The sequence below is a fragment of the Mycobacterium sp. NPDC050441 genome (genome assembly GCF_040655355.1).
In the GTDB taxonomy this organism is placed as follows: Bacteria; Actinomycetota; Actinomycetes; order Mycobacteriales; family Mycobacteriaceae; genus Mycobacterium.
Genome location: NZ_JBFAJS010000010.1, coordinates 117659 through 133447 on the forward strand (window position 1 = coordinate 117659; position 15789 = coordinate 133447).

The window sequence follows — 15789 nt, forward strand, 5'->3', positions numbered from 1 at the left end:
CCTAGCCCTCGGGTTGATCGAGCAGGCCTCGGAGGATCAGGTCGGCCAGATCCGTGGCCGCACGGTCGACGTCCTGCTCCGTATCGCCGATCCCGCGTACACACACGGCGTACAGGGCCGCTCCGCCGATCGCATCCATGATGGTGTCGATGTTGACCTGCCGGCGCGTTCGCCCCTTCGAGGCGGCGTCGGCCACGAGTGAGCCGAGTTGGGTGCGCGCCGCGGCATCGAGTCGGTCCGTCATCAGCCGGCGGATGTCGGAGTCCGCGCGCAGATCGGTCAACAGTCCTGGAATCGACTCCCGCACAGCGGGATCGCAGAACATCAGGAACGCGCCGCGGCACAGCCGGGTGATCTCGGTGGCGATGTCGTCACTCGGCGCTACCGGGTCCAGATCCGGGAACACCGCCTCATGGACCAGGAGCGCCTTGGTCTTCCACCTGCGGTAAATCGTGGGCCGGCTGACGCCGGCCGTGCTGGCGATCAGGTCGATGGACGTCGCCGCGTATCCGCGCTGGACCAGTAACCGGCGGGTGGTGCTCAGTACGGCCTCGTCGATCGTGGGGTCGGGACGCGAACCCTGCCGCCGATGGCGAGTACCGGCCGAACGTGCCTCCACGCTGCCTCCTGACGTCACCGGACCGGTCAGCCGAGTCTGGCACACCGTGGACCGCCGGCGGCGCTACCGCCTATTGCCATGCTGCCATATTTGTTGTTACATCGTGTAACAACAAACGTCAGGGAGGTGCGAACACGATGGGATCACTACTGCCACTCGCAGCCCGCGGGCAGGACGGCCGGCATCTGCACGGCTGCCCACTGTGCGAAGCCATGTGCGGCTTGGAAGTTCACGTCGAGGGAGGCCGGGTCACCCGCGTCAAGGGCAACCCGGACGACGCCTGGAGCCGCGGTCATATCTGCCCGAAGGGCGCCTCACTGGGGTCACTGCACGAGGACCCCGACCGGATCCGGCAACCGATGATCAAGATCGACGGAACCTGGCACGAGGTGAGCTGGGACGAGGCGTTCCGCCGCTGCACCGAACTGCTGGCACCCGTCATCGCGAAGTACGGCATCGGCGCCGTTACGGCGTACACCGGAAACCCACTGGGACATACGTTTTCGCTCAGCCGCTACGCCGGGGTGCTGATGGGAATGTCCGGTATCCCGTCCACCTACTCGCCGGGAACCGTCGACCAGTGGCCCAAGAACCTGTCGTCGCACCTCATGTACGGCAGTTGGTGGAGCTTCCCGATCCCCGATCTCGAGCGCACCGACCTGTTCGTCATCATGGGCGCCAACCCGGCCGCCTCCCAGGGCTCGATGATGTCGGCCCCCAACGTCGGCGGGCTCATCGACGCGATCCGCAAACGCGGCAAGGTCATCGTGGTCGATCCCGTCCGAACCGCGACCGCGGCGCGGGCCGACGAATGGTTGCCGATCACGCCGGGCACCGACGCCGCCCTCCTGATGGCCGTCACGCACGTCTTGTTCGACGAGGACCTGGTGCGCACCGGGCATCTCACGACCTACCTCGACGGTATGGACCGGCTGCGCGACATCGCCGACGAATGGACCCCCGAGCGGGTCTCAGAGGTGTGCGGCATAGACGCGGCCCGCATCCGGGAACTGGCCCGCGAACTCGCCGCCACTCCGCGGGCGGTCGTCTACGGCCGAATCGGGTTGTGCAACCAGGAATTCGGCAGCCTCGCCAGCTGGCTGGTCGACGTGGTGAACATCCTCACCGGAAATCTCGACACGCCAGGCGGCGCGATGTTCCCGCGTCCGGCCGTCTGGACGCTCACCACCGGGACACTGCCCGGCCTTGAGGACGGCGCGGCCGGGTTCGGGCGGTGGCACACGAGGGTGCGCGGTGCGAAGGAAGTACTGGGCCAGGCCCCGGTGTCCTGTCTCGCCGAGGAAATCGCGACACCCGGTGACGGCCAGATCAAGGCACTGATCACGGTCGCCGGCAATCCGGTGCTGTCCACCCCGGGCGGGCACCGGCTCGACGATGCGCTGCCCGGCCTCGAAGCGATGATCTCGGTGGACATCTTCCTGAACGAGACCACCCGGCACGCGGACGTGATCCTGCCGGGCCTGTCCCCACTGGAGCAGCCCCATCACGACGACCTGCTGCTGGGGTTCGCCATCAACAGCTTCGCGAACTACTCGCCGCCCGTGTTCTTTCCCGAGGACCCCGATCGGCCCGAGGAGTGGGAGATCCTCATCCGCCTGACCGGGCTGTGTACCGGCACGCCGGCCGAGGACGTCGACGTCGCAGCGATCGACGACGGGTTCTTCGACTACATGGCATTCACCCAGGGGCTCGACGGCGCCGCCCTGCGCGCGCAGTACCAGGGCGGCGGGCCCGAACGGATGCTGGACCTGACCCTGCGCACCGGCCCGTTCGGCGATCGGTACGGGGAGAACCCGGACGGGGTGACCCTCGAGAAGCTCAAAGCGCAACCCAACGGCATCAACTTCGGGCCCATGGTGCCCCGGATCGCCGAAGTGCTCCGGACAGCCGACACCAAGATCCGAATGGCCCCCGAATACCTGACCGACGACCTGCCGCGGCTGGCCGCACGGATCACCCGCGCACCCGACGATCTCGTGCTGGTCAGCCGCCGGCACCTGCGGTCGAACAATTCGTGGCTGCACAACATGCCGCCGCTCATGAAGGGCAAGAGCCGGTGCACCTTGCAGATTCATTCCGTCGATGCCGACAGCCGCGGGGTCCGCAGCGGTGACGTCGTGACGGTCACGTCGGTGGGCGGCAGCATCGACGTTCCCGCGGAGGTCACCGACGACATCAAGCCGGGAGTGGTCTCGATGCCGCACGGCTGGGGCCACGCGAAAGCGGGCACCCGGCTACGAGTCGCCAACGCCTCCCCCGGCGTCAACACCAACATCTTGTCGCCACCGACATTCATCGATGAGCCCTCCGGCAACGGTGCGCTCAACGGCATCCCGGTAACCGTCGCGCCCGCGGCGACCCTTCACCACAACCCTGAAATGGAGAAACAGTGAGCGATACTGCAGCCAAACCGATTTCGGCCGAAGCGTGGGTGGCCACCGCCCTCGGCGACCCGGCCAAGGTGCTCGAACGCCAGACCGTCGAGGTGCGCGCACCGGGCCCCGGCGAGGTCCGCGTCGCGGTGCGCGCATTCTGCCTGAACTTCAACGACATCGACGTCATCCAGGGTCGGTACGCGACCATGCCCCTGCAGCCCCCGTTCGTCCCCGGCATGGAGGCCGTGGGCGTTGTCGAGAGCGCCGGGCTCGGCGCCGAGCACCTGGTCGGCAGACGCATCGTGGGCATCCCGTCGATGGCGTTCGGTGGGTATGCCTCCTATGCCATCGTCGATGCCGCGACCGTGTTGGAGCTGCCCGAGTGGGTCAGCGACGTCGACGGCGCCGCGCTGCACTACCCGTTCCACCTGGGCTGGTTCGCGCTGCGGGAGCGTGGCCGGCTGCAACCCGGCCAGACATTGCTGGTGCACGCCGCGGCGGGCGGCACCGGCTCGGGTGCCCTGGTGCTCGGCAAGGCGCTCGGTGCCCGCGTGATCGCGACCGCAGGCAGCGACGAGAAGGTCGAGTTCTGTCGACAGCTCGGGGCCGACCACGCCATCAACTACCGCAACGGCGACTGGGTCGAGCAGGTCATGGAGCTCACCTACGGCCGCGGGGTGGACGTCGCGTTCGACGCGGTCGGGGGAAGCGTGACAGCGGATACCTTCCGGTGCATGGGCCTGAACGGGCGTCATCTGATGGCCGGCTGGGCGGAGGACATCACGCTCGAAGACGGCGATTACATCTCGCCGCGGCCGATCGCCTATGGCAACTTCGACGTATGCGGGGTGTGCCTGGTCTACGTGAACGACCCGCTCGCGGTCCGGCGCACTCTCGGGTTCAACTGGCCCGCCCGCTCCGAGGGCCTCGACGCCCACGTCAAACTGCTCGAGATGCTGCGCACCGGCGCGATCCGTACCGTCGTCGGCGCCGAGGTGGCCTGGTCGGACCTGCCTGCGCAATTGGAGAAGATGCAGGCCCGGCAGACCACCGGCCGCCTGGTGGTGACCACCGGCGCACACGGCTGAGCCGGTATTGCCACAGGTAGGCTCGAGCCGCACGGCGGCGACGGGCGGCGACGGGCCACCTGGTGGAGGAGACATGGAAGGACATGCTGGGTCTGACGCGGCCCGACTGACCCTTCTTCCGGGTGCCGCCGAAGCCGAGCAGGTTCTGGCGGCCCCGGACTGGGCTGCACGAGCAGAATCACACCGGCGCCGCGTCGACGAATTCCTCACACCGCACGTACGCCGCCGACACGCCGGTGAGCCGCACCCGGTATGGGATTTCCTGTTCACCTACTACAGCCTTCGCCCCCGCCAGCTACGTCAATGGCATCCGGGTTTCGGGGTGGTACTCGCCGGCGACGGGTGCGGCGCGTATCTGCGCCGCACCGGTTACGGCCCGCACCCGCACGGCGTCACGGTGCGGGACGACTACCTGCGCTCCCGCATCGAGACGGTCCGATTCGTGGCCCGGTTGATGCGCGCGACCGCGACGCGGGCACCCCGGATGAACTGCTTCGGACTGCACGAGTGGGCCATGGTCTATCGGGCCCCCCAACTACGCCACGACCAGGTTCCGCTGCGCCTGGGCACCGCCGGAACGGACGCCGTCGTCGAGTCGATGCCGTTACGGTGCAGCCATTTTGACGCATTCCGGTTTTTCACCGACGCCGCCGTTCCCCGCAATGACCGGCAGCTGAGCCGGGAACAACAGATCGACGCCGAGCAGCCCGGTTGTATCCACGCCGCCATGGACACCTACAAATGGGCGTACAAACTGGGCCCGCTGATGCCGTCGGAATTGGTGATGGACGCACTCGATCTGGCGGCCGACGCGCGGGCACTCGACATGTGTGCCAGCCCATACGACTTGAGGCGCTATGGTTTCGAGCCGATCGCCATCGAAACACCGGCCGGGCGTGCCGAATACGTCAGGGCCCAGCAGCGCATCGCCGAGCGGGCGGCTCCGTTGCGGGTCACTCTGGCAAACCGGTGTGAGCTGTTGCTCACCAGGCCGGACGGCTGAAAGGCCGACGTTACCAATGGGTAAGCTGGATAAACGGCAGGCACCGCACGGTGCCTCGAGCCGAGGGAGGAAACGCGCATGACCAATCGCGTGACTGTCGGAAACCTGCGCGTCGCACAGGTGCTGCACGACTTCATCACGAACGAGGCACTGCCGGGCACCGGCGTCGACCCGGACAGCTTCTGGTCCGGCGTGGACAAGGTCGTCGCTGACCTCACCCCGAAGAACCAGGACCTGCTGGCCCGTCGCGACGATCTGCAGGCGCAGATCGACAAGTGGCACCGCGCTCACGTGCTCGAGCCGGTCGACCCCGAGGCCTACAAGCAGTTCCTCACCGATATCGGCTACCTGCTGCCCGAGCCCGCCGACTTCACCATCACCACCTCCGGCGTCGACGACGAGATCACCTCGACCTCGGGCCCGCAGCTCGTGGTGCCCATCCTCAACGCCCGCTTCGCGCTCAACGCCGCCAACGCGCGCTGGGGCTCGCTGTACGACGCGCTGTACGGCACCGACGTCATCAGCGAGGAAGACGGCGCCGACAAGGGCTCGGGCTACAACCGGATCCGCGGCGACAAGGTGATCGCGTACGCGCGCAATTTCCTGGACGAGGCCGTCCCGCTGGCCGCGGGCACCTGGGCCGAGGCCACCGGCCTGAAGATCGATGACGGCCAGTTGCTCGTCGAGTACGGCGACGGTCTGTCCTCCGGTCTGGCCACGCCCGAGCAGTTCGTCGGCTACACCGGTGAGCTGGGCCAGCCCCAGTGGTCGGTGCTGCTGGCCAACCACGGCCTGCACATCGAGATCCTGATCGACCCCGACTCCCCCATCGGCTCGACCGACGCTGCGGGCATCAAGGACGTCGTGCTGGAATCCGCGATCACCACGATCATGGACTTCGAGGACTCTGTGGCCGCCGTCGACGCCGACGACAAGGTGCTCGGTTACCGCAACTGGCTGGGCCTGAACCGCGGCGACCTGGCCGAAGAGGTCAGCAAGGGCGGTAAGTCCTTCACGCGCGTCCTCAACCCCGACCGCACCTTCACCACCCCGGACGGCGAGGGCGAGCTCAGCCTGCCCGGACGCAGCCTGCTGTTCGTGCGCAACGTCGGGCACCTGATGACCAACGACGCGATCGTGGATGCCGACGGGAACGAGATCCCCGAGGGCATCCAGGACGCGCTGTTCACCGGCCTGATCGCCATGCACGGCTTGAAGGACTCCGCCGACAACGACGGGGCCAACGGTCCGCTGAAGAACAGCCGCACCGGCTCCGTCTACATCGTGAAGCCCAAGATGCACGGACCCGACGAGGTCGCCTTCACCTGCGAGCTGTTCGGCCGCGTCGAAGACGTGCTCGGCCTGCCGGGAGGCACCCTCAAGGTCGGCATCATGGACGAGGAACGCCGCACCACGGTCAACCTGAAGGCCAGCATCAAGGCCGCCGCGGACCGCGTGGTGTTCATCAACACCGGCTTCCTGGACCGCACCGGCGATGAGATCCACACCTCGATGGAGGCCGGTCCGATGATCCGCAAGGGCGCCATGAAGGCCCAGCCGTGGATCAAGGCCTACGAGGACAACAACGTCGACGTCGGTCTGGCCACCGGCCTGGCCGGTAAGGCCCAGATCGGCAAGGGCATGTGGGCCATGACCGATCTGATGGCCGACATGGTCGAGCAGAAGATCGGTCAGCCGAAGGCCGGCGCCACCACGGCGTGGGTGCCCTCACCGACCGCGGCCACCCTGCACGCGATGCACTACCACCAGGTGGACGTCGAGGCCGTGCAGAAGGAGCTGACCGGCAAGAAGCGCGCCACGATCGAAGAGCTGCTGACGATCCCGCTGGCGGACTCCTCGCTGACCTGGTCACCCGAGGAGATCCACGAAGAGGTGGACAACAACTGCCAATCGATCCTGGGCTACGTGGTCCGCTGGATCGACGCCGGCGTCGGCTGCTCGAAGGTGCCCGACATCCACAACATCGCGCTGATGGAAGACCGCGCCACCCTGCGGATCTCCAGCCAGCTGCTGGCCAACTGGCTGCGTCACGGCGTCATCACCGAAGAGGACGTCAAGGCCAGCCTGCGCCGGATGGCCGCAGTCGTCGACGAGCAGAACGCCGGGGATCCCGACTACCTGCCGATGGCGCCCAACCCGGATGCCAGCATCGCGTTCGGCGCGGCACAGGAGCTGATCCTGGCCGGAGCCCAGCAGCCCAACGGCTACACCGAGCCGATCCTGCACCGGCGCCGCCGCGAGTTCAAAGCGAGCACCGCCGGGAAGTGATTAGACTTCGGCGGGTCCGGATGACTAGTCGGCGCGAGACGTACAGGGGTTAGGAATGGGCAGGCACAGCATTCCCGACCCTGAGGATGCACCCGACGAGCCCGACCACGGGCACGCCGGGGACTCCGGTTACCGGGACGATTACGAACGTCCCCGCGACGAGCAGTCACGGTACGCCGGAGACGAATTCGACGCGCCCGGGCGGCAGCCCGATCGCGGCTACCGGGATGCGCCTGCGTACCAGGGCGAGCCCGACTATCGGGACGACCGCGGGTACCGGGCCGAGCCCGATTACCGCGCGCCCCAGTACGCCGACGGGGACGACGACTACGAATCGGACTATCAGGATTCGGAGTACGCCGACTACGACGAAGCGGATTACGCCGAGGAAGAGGCGTACGACGACGAGTACGTCGACGGATACCGCGACAAGTACTCCGACGACTACGACGCGGAGTATGCGGACGATCAGCCGACCGCCCAGTTCGGCGCGGTGGGCGAACCGCCGCCGCCGTCCGGCCCGTCCGGCCGCCAGCACGGCGGGGATTGGGACGGCGGTGAGTGGACGGGCAGCCATCGCGCAGTGCAGTCCGGCCGACGCGGTGTCAGCGTCAGTGTGATCGTCGCGCTGGTCACCGTGGTGGCGGTGGTCGGCGCGGTGATCCTGTGGAAGTTCGTCGGCGGCGTCCTCGCCGGGCGCAGCGACGCTGCCGCCGCACGCTGCGTCGACGGCGAACTCGGCGTCGCCGTCATCGCCGACCCGACGATCTCGACACACATCGAGGGACTGGCCAACGCGTACAACGAGTCGGTCAGCCCGGTCGGTGACCGCTGCGTCAAGGTACGCGTGCAGTCCGCGGAATCCGACCGTGTGGTCAGTGGTTTCGCCAACACGTGGCCCAGCGAGCTCGGTGACCGCCCGGCGCTGTGGATTCCGGCCAGCGGCATCGCCGAGGCGCGACTGGAGGCGACCGCGGGCGCCAAGACTGTCAGCGACAGCCGATCCCTGGTCACGTCACCGGTCCTGCTGGCGGTCCGCCCGCAGCTCAAGGATGCACTGGCACAACAGACCTGGGCCACTCTGCCGCAACTTCAGGGCAGCCCGGCCGCGATGAATGCGCTCAAACTGCCCGGGTGGGGCACGCTCAAACTGGCGCTGCCGACCCACAGCAATGGCGATGCCGCCCCACTCGCCGCCGAGGCCGTCGCCGCGGCGACAGCTCCGTCGGGCGCGCCGGCTACCTCCGGTATGAGCGGCGTGAGCAGCCTGTTCCACGGGCAGCCCAAACTCGATGACTCCGAGCTGGGCACCGCCCTGGACGCGTTGCTCAACGCCTCCGATGCGGCGACCGCTCCGGTGCACGCCGTGGCCACCACCGAGCAGCAGCTGTTCCTGCGGGCCACGTCGGTCGACAAGGTCAAGTCGTCGTTGGCCGGCTGGCTGCCGCCGGGTCCCACCGCCACCGCCGACTATCCGACGGTTCTGCTGGCCGGGGACTGGCTGGAGAAGGAACAGATCACCGCAGCCAGCGAGTTCGCCCGCTATCTGCGCAAGCCCGAGCAGCTCGCAGAGCTGGCCAAGGCGGGGTTCCGTGCCGAGGGGACGACGCCGCCGTCCAGCGATGTCACGGCTTTCGGCCAGCTCCCCGCGCCGTTGTCGGTCGGTGACAACGCCATGCGGGTCTCACTGGCCAACGCCACCGCCACACCGTCGGGAAACCCTGCGGTCACGATCATGCTCGACCAGTCGATGCCGAACGAGGAGGGCGGCAAGTCACGGTTGGCCAACGTCGTGGCTGCGCTCGACAGCCGGCTCAAGGCACTGCCCGATACCGCCGCAGTCGGCCTCTGGACCTTCGACGGCACCGAGGGGCGCTCGGAGGTTTCGACCGGGCCGTTGGCCGAGCCGGTCAATGGGCAGCGTCGCTCCGATGCGCTGGTCTCGACGCTCGACGAGCAGTCAGCCTCGGGTGGGGGCGCGGTGTCGTTCACCACGCTCCGAATGCTCTACAGCGAAGCACTGTCGAAATATCGTGAGGGCCAGAGCAATTCGATCCTGCTGATCACCACCGGACCGCACACCGATCAGAGTCTGGATGGGGCCGGGCTGCAGGATTTCATCCGCGGCGCATTCGACCCCACCCGTCCGATCGCGGTCAACGTGATCGACTTCGGCAGTGGCCCGGACCGGGCCACGTGGGAGGCCGTCGCGCAGGCCAGTAGCGGCACCTACCAACATCTCTCCAGCTCGGCCTCACCCGAACTGGCCAGCGCCGTCAACACCATGCTGGGCTGATCGGTAACACGCTGGTGTGGGAGCGCACCGCCGCACGATAGCGGCGGGCGCTCCGACTGTTCGGCGTCAGGCGAACGCCTCGACCGGCGGGCAGGAACACACCAGGTTCCGGTCGCCGTAGGCGCCGTCGATACGACGCACCGGCGGCCACACCTTGGGACGGAACCCCTTGCCCAACGGGTAGGCGGCCTGCTCGCGGGTGTACGGGTGATCCCAGTCGGCCACCAGCAGGCACTCGGCGGTGTGCGGGGCACCACGCAACGGGTTGTCGTCAACCGACCACTCCCCTGAACCGACCCGGTCGATCTCGGCCCGGATGGCGATCATCGCGTCGCAGAACGCGTCGACCTCGGCCAGACTCTCGCTCTCGGTCGGCTCGACCATCAACGTGCCGGCCACCGGGAAACTCATGGTCGGCGCATGGAAACCGTAGTCCGCCAGTCGCTTCGCCACATCGTCCACGGTCACGCCGGTGTCCTTGGTGATCCCGCGCAGATCGAGGATGCACTCGTGGGCGACCATGCCGTTCTCCCCGGTGTAGAGCACCGGGTAGTACTCGTCGAGGCGGCGGGCCACATAGTTGGCGGACGCGATCGCGGTCAGGGTCGCTGCCCGCAGGCCCTCAGCACCCATCATCCGGATGTAGGCCCAGGTGATCGGCAGGATCGACGCGGACCCGTAGGGCGCGGACGAGACGGTGTGCTCGTCGGGCAGCTCGTCGGCCAGCGGATGGCCGGGCAGGAACGGCGCCAGATGAGCGCGGACCGCAACCGGTCCGACACCGGGGCCGCCGCCACCGTGCGGGATGCAGAACGTCTTGTGCAGGTTCAGATGGCTGACGTCACCACCGAAGCGGCCCGGTCGGGCCAACCCGACCAGCGCGTTGAGGTTTGCGCCGTCCACGTAGACCTGTCCACCCACGTCGTGGACCGCCGCGCAGATGTCGGCGACGTCATGCTCGTACACACCGTGCGTCGACGGGTAGGTGATCATCAGCGCCGCAACACGATCCGCATGTTCGGCGATTTTCGCGCGCAGGTCGTCGAGGTCGACGTCGCCGTTCTCGCGGCAGGCCACCACCACGACGCGCATTCCGGCCAGTGCGGCCGAGGCGGCGTTGGTGCCGTGCGCGCTCGACGGGATCAGGCAGAGATCACGGTCGGTGTCGCCACGCGAGTCGTGATAGGCCTTGATCGCCAGTAGCCCGGCGTACTCCCCCTGGGAACCGGCGTTGGGCTGCAACGAAATCTGGTCATAGCCGGTGATCCCGGTGAGCCAGTCCTGCAGATCGGCGATCAGCTTGCGCAGGCCCGGGTTGTCCGATGCCGGTGCGAACGGGTGCTGACGGCCGAACTCCGGCCAGGTGATCGGCTCCATCTCGGCGGCCGCATTGAGCTTCATCGTGCAGGAGCCCAGTGGGATCATGCTGCGGTCCAGGGCAATATCCTTGTCCGCCAACATCCGGAGGTAGCGCATCATCTCCGTCTCGGTGCGGTAGGAGTTGAATGCCGGATGCGTCAGGAACTCCGAGGTACGGGTGGCCGCACCCGAGCCGGCGGCATCCGCCGTATCGACGGGCGCCACCTCGAACGCCTCCAGGACCGCGGCCACATGCTCGTCGGTGGTGACCTCGTCACACGACACCGACACGTGGTCGGCGTCGACGCGCCACAGGTTGATTCCCTTGGCCTTGGCGGCCGCGATCACCGCGTCGGCGCGTCCGGGGACCCGGGCCAGCACGGTGTCGAAGTACTTGTCGTGCACCAGCGCATCGCCGAGTGCGCCCGCGATCGCGGCGGCATGGCCGTGCACGCGGCGGGCGATCGCGGTCAATCCTTCGGCGCCGTGGTAGCTGGCGTACGTCGCAGCCATCACGGCCAACAGCACCTGCGCGGTACAGATGTTGCTTGTCGCCTTGTCCCGGCGGATGTGCTGCTCACGGGTCTGCAGCGCCAGGCGGTAGGCCGGCGACCCATCCGCGTCGACGGAGACACCGACCAACCGGCCCGGCAACTGCCGGGCATGCTTGGCGTGCACCGCCAGATAGCCGGCGTGCGGACCACCGAATCCCATCGGCACACCGAACCGTTGGCTGGTCCCGAACGCGACGTCAGCCCCGATCTCGCCGGGCGGGTTGGTCACCGTCATCGCCAGCAGGTCGGCACCGACGGCCACCAGTGCGCCACGCTCATGGGCTTCGCTGATCAACCCCGTCCAGTCGTCGACGCGGCCACTCGCTCCCGGCAGCTGGACGATGACGCCGAAGAACTCGCCGGCAGGGAGCCCCTGGCGGAGGTCCGTGGTGACGATCTCGATGCCGAGCGGCTGCGCGCGGGTGGCCAGCACGGCCGCGGTCTGCGCGTACACATCGGTGTCGACCAGCAGTCGGTTCGTCTTGGATTTGGTCGCGCGGTGCATCAGGGTCATGGCCTCGGCCGCGGCGGTCCCTTCGTCGAGCATCGAGGCGTTGGCCACCTCGAGTCCGGTCAGGTCCGACACCATGGTCTGGAAGTTCAGCAGCACCTCGAGCCGGCCCTGGCTGATCTCGGGCTGGTACGGGGTGTAGGCGGTGTACCAGGCGGGGTTCTCAAGAATGTTGCGCCGCAGCACGGCGGGCGTGAAGGTGTCGAAGTAGCCCTGGCCGATCATCGAGACCGCGGTCGTGTTGGAGTCCGCCAACGCACGCAGCTCGGCCAGCGACTGCTCTTCGGTGGCGGGCGCGGGCAGACCCTCCAGGCCCGGGGCTACCCCGTCGGAGGCCAGCGCGTCGAGAATGCCTGCCGGCAGCGCCTTCGCGGCGAGGGCGTCGAGCGATGCCACGCCGATGACGTCGAGCATGGTGGCAACGGCGGCGGCGTCCGGACCGATATGACGATCGGCGAAACGCGATTGATGCTGGTCGGACACGGCACTCTCCTGAGGCGCAGACGTGCTGACACGTCGTAGGCGTCCCTCTCCCTCTGTCGTCGACCCGGTCCGGGCGCCTGAGAGATTCAGCCCCGGTACAGGACTTTTCCCCATGGGCGGGTGCCCAGCGGGCACCACTTTCCAGAGGCATCGGGGCCTGGCGCGGTCCTGGGTGCCTGAGAGGTTGACGGAGAGGTATTGCTCCTTCGGCGTCCGTGGCTGGCTGTCACGAAGCTCTCCCGCACGAGGGCGATGCGTCGGCAATTCTACCGGCCGCGCACCGGTGTTCGCGAACAGACACGAACGTTCCCCTCAACGCCGGTTGAGGGGAACCTAGGTGTCTGTTCGAGAGGGAAGCTCAGCCGATTTTGCGGTCGCGGCTTTTGCGCCGCGAGGCCAGCTCATCCTCGGGTGAGGGGATGGACTCGCCACCGTCGGCCCGCTCGCCCGGGAAGTCGGCGATGGTGCCGGTCAACTCACGCATGGCGCCCGATACCGCGATGCCGAACACGCCCTGACCGCCCTGCAGCAGGTCGACGACCTCTTCGGCCGAGGTGCATTCGTAGACGGTGGTGCCGTCGGAGAACAGGGTGATGTTGGCCAGATCCTGCACGCCACGCTGGCGCAGGTGGTCTACGGCAACCCGGATGTTGTGCAACGAGATACCGGTGTCCAGCAACCGCTTGACGATCTTGAGGACCAGCACGTCCTTGAACGAGTAGAGGCGTTGGCTGCCCGAACCTGCCGCACCCCGGATGGACGGGACCACCAGCGAGGTGCGCGCCCAGTAATCGAGCTGCCGGTAGGTGATGCCGGCGATCTGGCAGGCGCTGGGACCGCGATAGCCGACGAGTTCGTCAGGTACCGAATCATCGGGGAACAGACCACCCTGCACGGGTTCGCCAGCCGGCCTGACAGGCGGCTCCGCGCCGCTCCCGGTCGCCAGATCCAGCTCTTCCTGCCGTGGCGTGTCACCCACTGTGAATCCTCTCGCCGATCGAACTCGCCCGCACCGTAGTGCCATGTCCTGCACCGCAGCCATCTCTTCCGCGGCGGTTTGCTGCGAGCTCGAATGTGTCGAGCATACGCTTCCCGCCGAGCCCTGATTGCTCGCTGTGAAGAAAGTATGGCGCCCGATTTCCCGGGTGAATAACTCCCGCGCCGCGTGTCGACACCGGTATGCCCAGTTGAGACGTATCCGTGACCTGCCAGGCGCGGGCGGCGGTCATGTCGCCTTGAAGTCGTCCGGCGAAACGCTGTCGAGGAACTCCTTGAACTTCTCGACCTCGTCCTCACGGACGGTGCCGGTCGCCTCTTCGTCGTTCTCGTCGGGAATCAGCAGGCCGGCCTCGGCCAGCACCGCCTCCTCGACGTAGATCGGCACGCCGACGCGCAGAGCGATCGCCACCGAGTCCGAAGGCCTGGCCGACACCGTGATGTCGCGGTCGAAGATCAGGTCGGCGTAGAACGTGCCTTCCTGCAGATCGACGATCCGCACCTCTTTGAGCGAATGCCCAAGGGCGGCAATGACATCTCGGATCAGGTCGTGAGTGAGCGGCCGGGCGGGCTCGACACCCTGTTGCTCCAGGGCGATCGCGGCGGCCTCCGACTGGCCGATCCAGATCGGTAGGTACCGGTCACCGTTGGATTCCCGCAACAGCAACACGGGCTGGTTCTGCGGCTGCTCCACCCGAATGCCGACCACGCGAACCTCAGCCATCTGTGCCTGCCCTCCGCACCGCCGTGCCGTTTCGTCGAATCTTCGTCCTTCGCCAGTTCGCCTCAGGGGTCCCGACTTAGACGAGCTGGCCGTCAAAACGAGTCTAGTCCTCAGCGATCCAGAACGTCGCGCACGGCGGACTTGATCAGTGACGTGTGGAGGGTGATCGCCAGGGCGGCCACTTCACGGGCCAGATCGTCGGCCCGATCGCGCGCACCGGCCTTGCTCGCCTTGCCCACCGGGCCGGCGATCTGGGCGATCAGGTCGGATTGGCGGTCTGCCGCGGACCGAAACGCCCGCAGATGCCTGGGCTCGACGCCGTAGTCGCCCAGGGCCCGCGCACACTGGGCGATGACCACGGAATGTTCGTCGAAGAACCCGGCGGGCCCGGGCGTGATGATGCCGTTGCGGACCAACGCCCCGAGCATCTCCTCGTCGATGCCCGACCGGGTCAACAGATCTTCACGGGACAGCCGGACCTGCGTCGGCGCCACCCCAGATATGCCGGCGGTGCCGTCCACCCCGTCGCCTCCGTGGTCGCCACCGTCGGACACCCCCACCAGACGGGGCACCGCGTAGACCGATCCGGCCTGCGGCAACTCACCGTCCGGCTGGGCGTCCAGCTGAGCCTTGATCACTTTCAACGGCAGATACTGGTCACGCTGGGCGGTGAGGATGAACCTCAACCGCGCACAGTCGTACGCAGTGAACCGCCGGTACCCCGACGCGGTGCGCTGCGGTGTGACCAGTCCCTCGGCCTCGAGGAACCGGATCTTGGAGATGCTGACGTCCGGAAAGTCGCCCCGCAGCAGGTCCAGCACTGCGCCGATCGACATCCCGGCCAGCGCAGGTCTGTCGGGGGCAGTCATCGGCTAGCTGGTCGGGCCGCTGTCGTCGTCAGATCGAGGGCCGGTGAGGAACACCAGGCGGAACTTCCCGATCTGCACCTCGTCGCCGTTGGCGAGTACGGCCGAATCGACCGGTTCGCGGTTGACGTACGTACCGTTGAGGCTGCCGACATCGACAACCTGGAACTCGCCGCTCTCCAACCGGAACTCGGCGTGTCGACGGCTCACCGTCACGTCATCGAGAAAGATGTCGCTGTCCGGGTGACGCCCCGCCGACGTGGTCGGCTGATCGAGCAGGAAACGCGATCCGGCGTTCGGTCCACGCTTGACGACGAGCAATGCCGAACCCGCGGGCAGGCCCTCGACGCCGGAAACGGCGCCTTCGGAACCAGCCGTTGCGGGCGCATCCAGTTCGTTCAAAAAGTCCGCGCGAAAAACCGATGTGGTTTCCACCGTCACGTCTTCCGACTGGTCGGCCCCCAAATTGCTGTCCTTTTCCGTCACCCGCTGCTCCTCACTGGCTGCTGTGGCGTTGGCCGGCGCGGCCCCAGCCCATCGTCGGTCTCACGTCGACCGTACCGCGCATCAGGCATCGTTGTGTCCACCACCGCCGGATCCGATGG

Annotated in this window: 11 protein-coding genes and 1 riboswitch; of the genes, 5 read left to right on the forward strand and 6 right to left on the reverse strand. The window is 67.6% G+C overall.

Annotated elements, in window-relative coordinates; all coding sequences use genetic code 11:
* Nucleotide 1: 1 nt before the first annotated feature.
* Nucleotides 2-619, reverse strand: coding sequence for a helix-turn-helix domain-containing protein (locus AB0I14_RS26635; RefSeq protein ID WP_358028215.1), 618 nt, complete (start codon nt 617-619; stop codon nt 2-4).
* A 137-nt stretch (nt 620-756) separates the two neighbouring features.
* Here AB0I14_RS26635 and AB0I14_RS26640 point away from each other — a divergent pair, with 137 nt between their 5' ends.
* The 5 genes from AB0I14_RS26640 to AB0I14_RS26660 all read left to right on the forward strand — a co-directional run bounded on the left by AB0I14_RS26640 (nt 757) and on the right by AB0I14_RS26660 (nt 9691).
* Nucleotides 757-3033, forward strand: coding sequence for a molybdopterin-dependent oxidoreductase (locus tag AB0I14_RS26640; RefSeq protein WP_358028218.1), 2277 nt, complete (start codon nt 757-759; stop codon nt 3031-3033).
* Nucleotides 3030-4103 carry a zinc-binding dehydrogenase gene (locus AB0I14_RS26645; RefSeq protein WP_358028220.1) on the forward strand — a complete coding sequence of 358 codons (1074 nt, stop codon included), beginning with the start codon at nt 3030-3032 and terminating at the stop codon, nt 4101-4103. Before AB0I14_RS26640 ends, AB0I14_RS26645 begins: the two co-directional genes overlap by 4 nt.
* 73 nt (nt 4104-4176) lie before the next feature.
* Complete coding sequence (locus tag AB0I14_RS26650) at nt 4177-5106, forward strand: 3-methyladenine DNA glycosylase (RefSeq protein ID WP_358028223.1); 930 nt, start codon at nt 4177-4179, stop codon at nt 5104-5106.
* A 78-nt stretch (nt 5107-5184) separates the two neighbouring features.
* Nucleotides 5185-7395 (forward strand): malate synthase G, encoded by a 2211-nt coding sequence (locus tag AB0I14_RS26655; protein WP_358028226.1) that lies wholly within the window; start codon nt 5185-5187, stop codon nt 7393-7395.
* A gap of 55 nt (nt 7396-7450) precedes the next feature.
* Entirely contained in the window at nt 7451-9691 is a 2241-nt protein-coding gene (locus AB0I14_RS26660) for a substrate-binding domain-containing protein (protein ID WP_358028228.1), read from the forward strand.
* Between the two features lie 66 nt (nt 9692-9757).
* On the opposite strand, the gene gcvP is transcribed toward AB0I14_RS26660, so the two are convergent.
* The 5 genes from gcvP to garA form a co-directional block, all read right to left on the reverse strand.
* Entirely contained in the window at nt 9758-12598 is a 2841-nt protein-coding gene (gene gcvP, locus AB0I14_RS26665) for an aminomethyl-transferring glycine dehydrogenase (RefSeq protein ID WP_358028231.1), read from the reverse strand.
* A 153-nt stretch (nt 12599-12751) separates the two neighbouring features.
* Nucleotides 12752-12850, reverse strand: a riboswitch (glycine riboswitch).
* A gap of 106 nt (nt 12851-12956) precedes the next feature.
* Nucleotides 12957-13577, reverse strand: a complete 621-nt coding sequence (locus AB0I14_RS26670; RefSeq protein WP_358028234.1) for a MerR family transcriptional regulator — start codon at nt 13575-13577, stop codon at nt 12957-12959.
* A gap of 246 nt (nt 13578-13823) precedes the next feature.
* A complete protein-coding gene (locus AB0I14_RS26675; protein ID WP_064885652.1) occupies nt 13824-14318 on the reverse strand; it encodes a bifunctional nuclease family protein in 495 nt (164 codons plus the stop codon).
* Nucleotides 14319-14428: 110 nt separating this feature from the next.
* Nucleotides 14429-15187 (reverse strand): MerR family transcriptional regulator, encoded by a 759-nt coding sequence (locus AB0I14_RS26680; protein WP_358028238.1) that lies wholly within the window; start codon nt 15185-15187, stop codon nt 14429-14431.
* Between the two features lie 3 nt (nt 15188-15190).
* Nucleotides 15191-15670: a glycogen accumulation regulator GarA gene (gene garA, locus AB0I14_RS26685; protein WP_358028240.1), complete on the reverse strand. Its 480-nt coding sequence runs from the start codon at nt 15668-15670 to the stop codon at nt 15191-15193.
* Nucleotides 15671-15789: the final 119 nt, after the last annotated feature.

Bases quoted from the DNA above. Each gene is read 5' to 3' on its own strand.
- AB0I14_RS26640 (WP_358028218.1), top strand. From the start codon at position 757: ATGGGATCACTACTGCCACTCGCAGCCCGCGGGCAGGACGGCCGGCAT.
- AB0I14_RS26655 (WP_358028226.1), top strand. From the start codon at position 5,185: ATGACCAATCGCGTGACTGTCGGAAACCTGCGCGTCGCACAGGTGCTG.
- AB0I14_RS26675 (WP_064885652.1), bottom strand. From the start codon at position 14,318: ATGGCTGAGGTTCGCGTGGTCGGCATTCGGGTGGAGCAGCCGCAGAAC.
- AB0I14_RS26680 (WP_358028238.1), bottom strand. From the start codon at position 15,187: ATGACTGCCCCCGACAGACCTGCGCTGGCCGGGATGTCGATCGGCGCA.
- AB0I14_RS26660 (WP_358028228.1), top strand. From the start codon at position 7,451: ATGGGCAGGCACAGCATTCCCGACCCTGAGGATGCACCCGACGAGCCC.
- AB0I14_RS26650 (WP_358028223.1), top strand. From the start codon at position 4,177: ATGGAAGGACATGCTGGGTCTGACGCGGCCCGACTGACCCTTCTTCCG.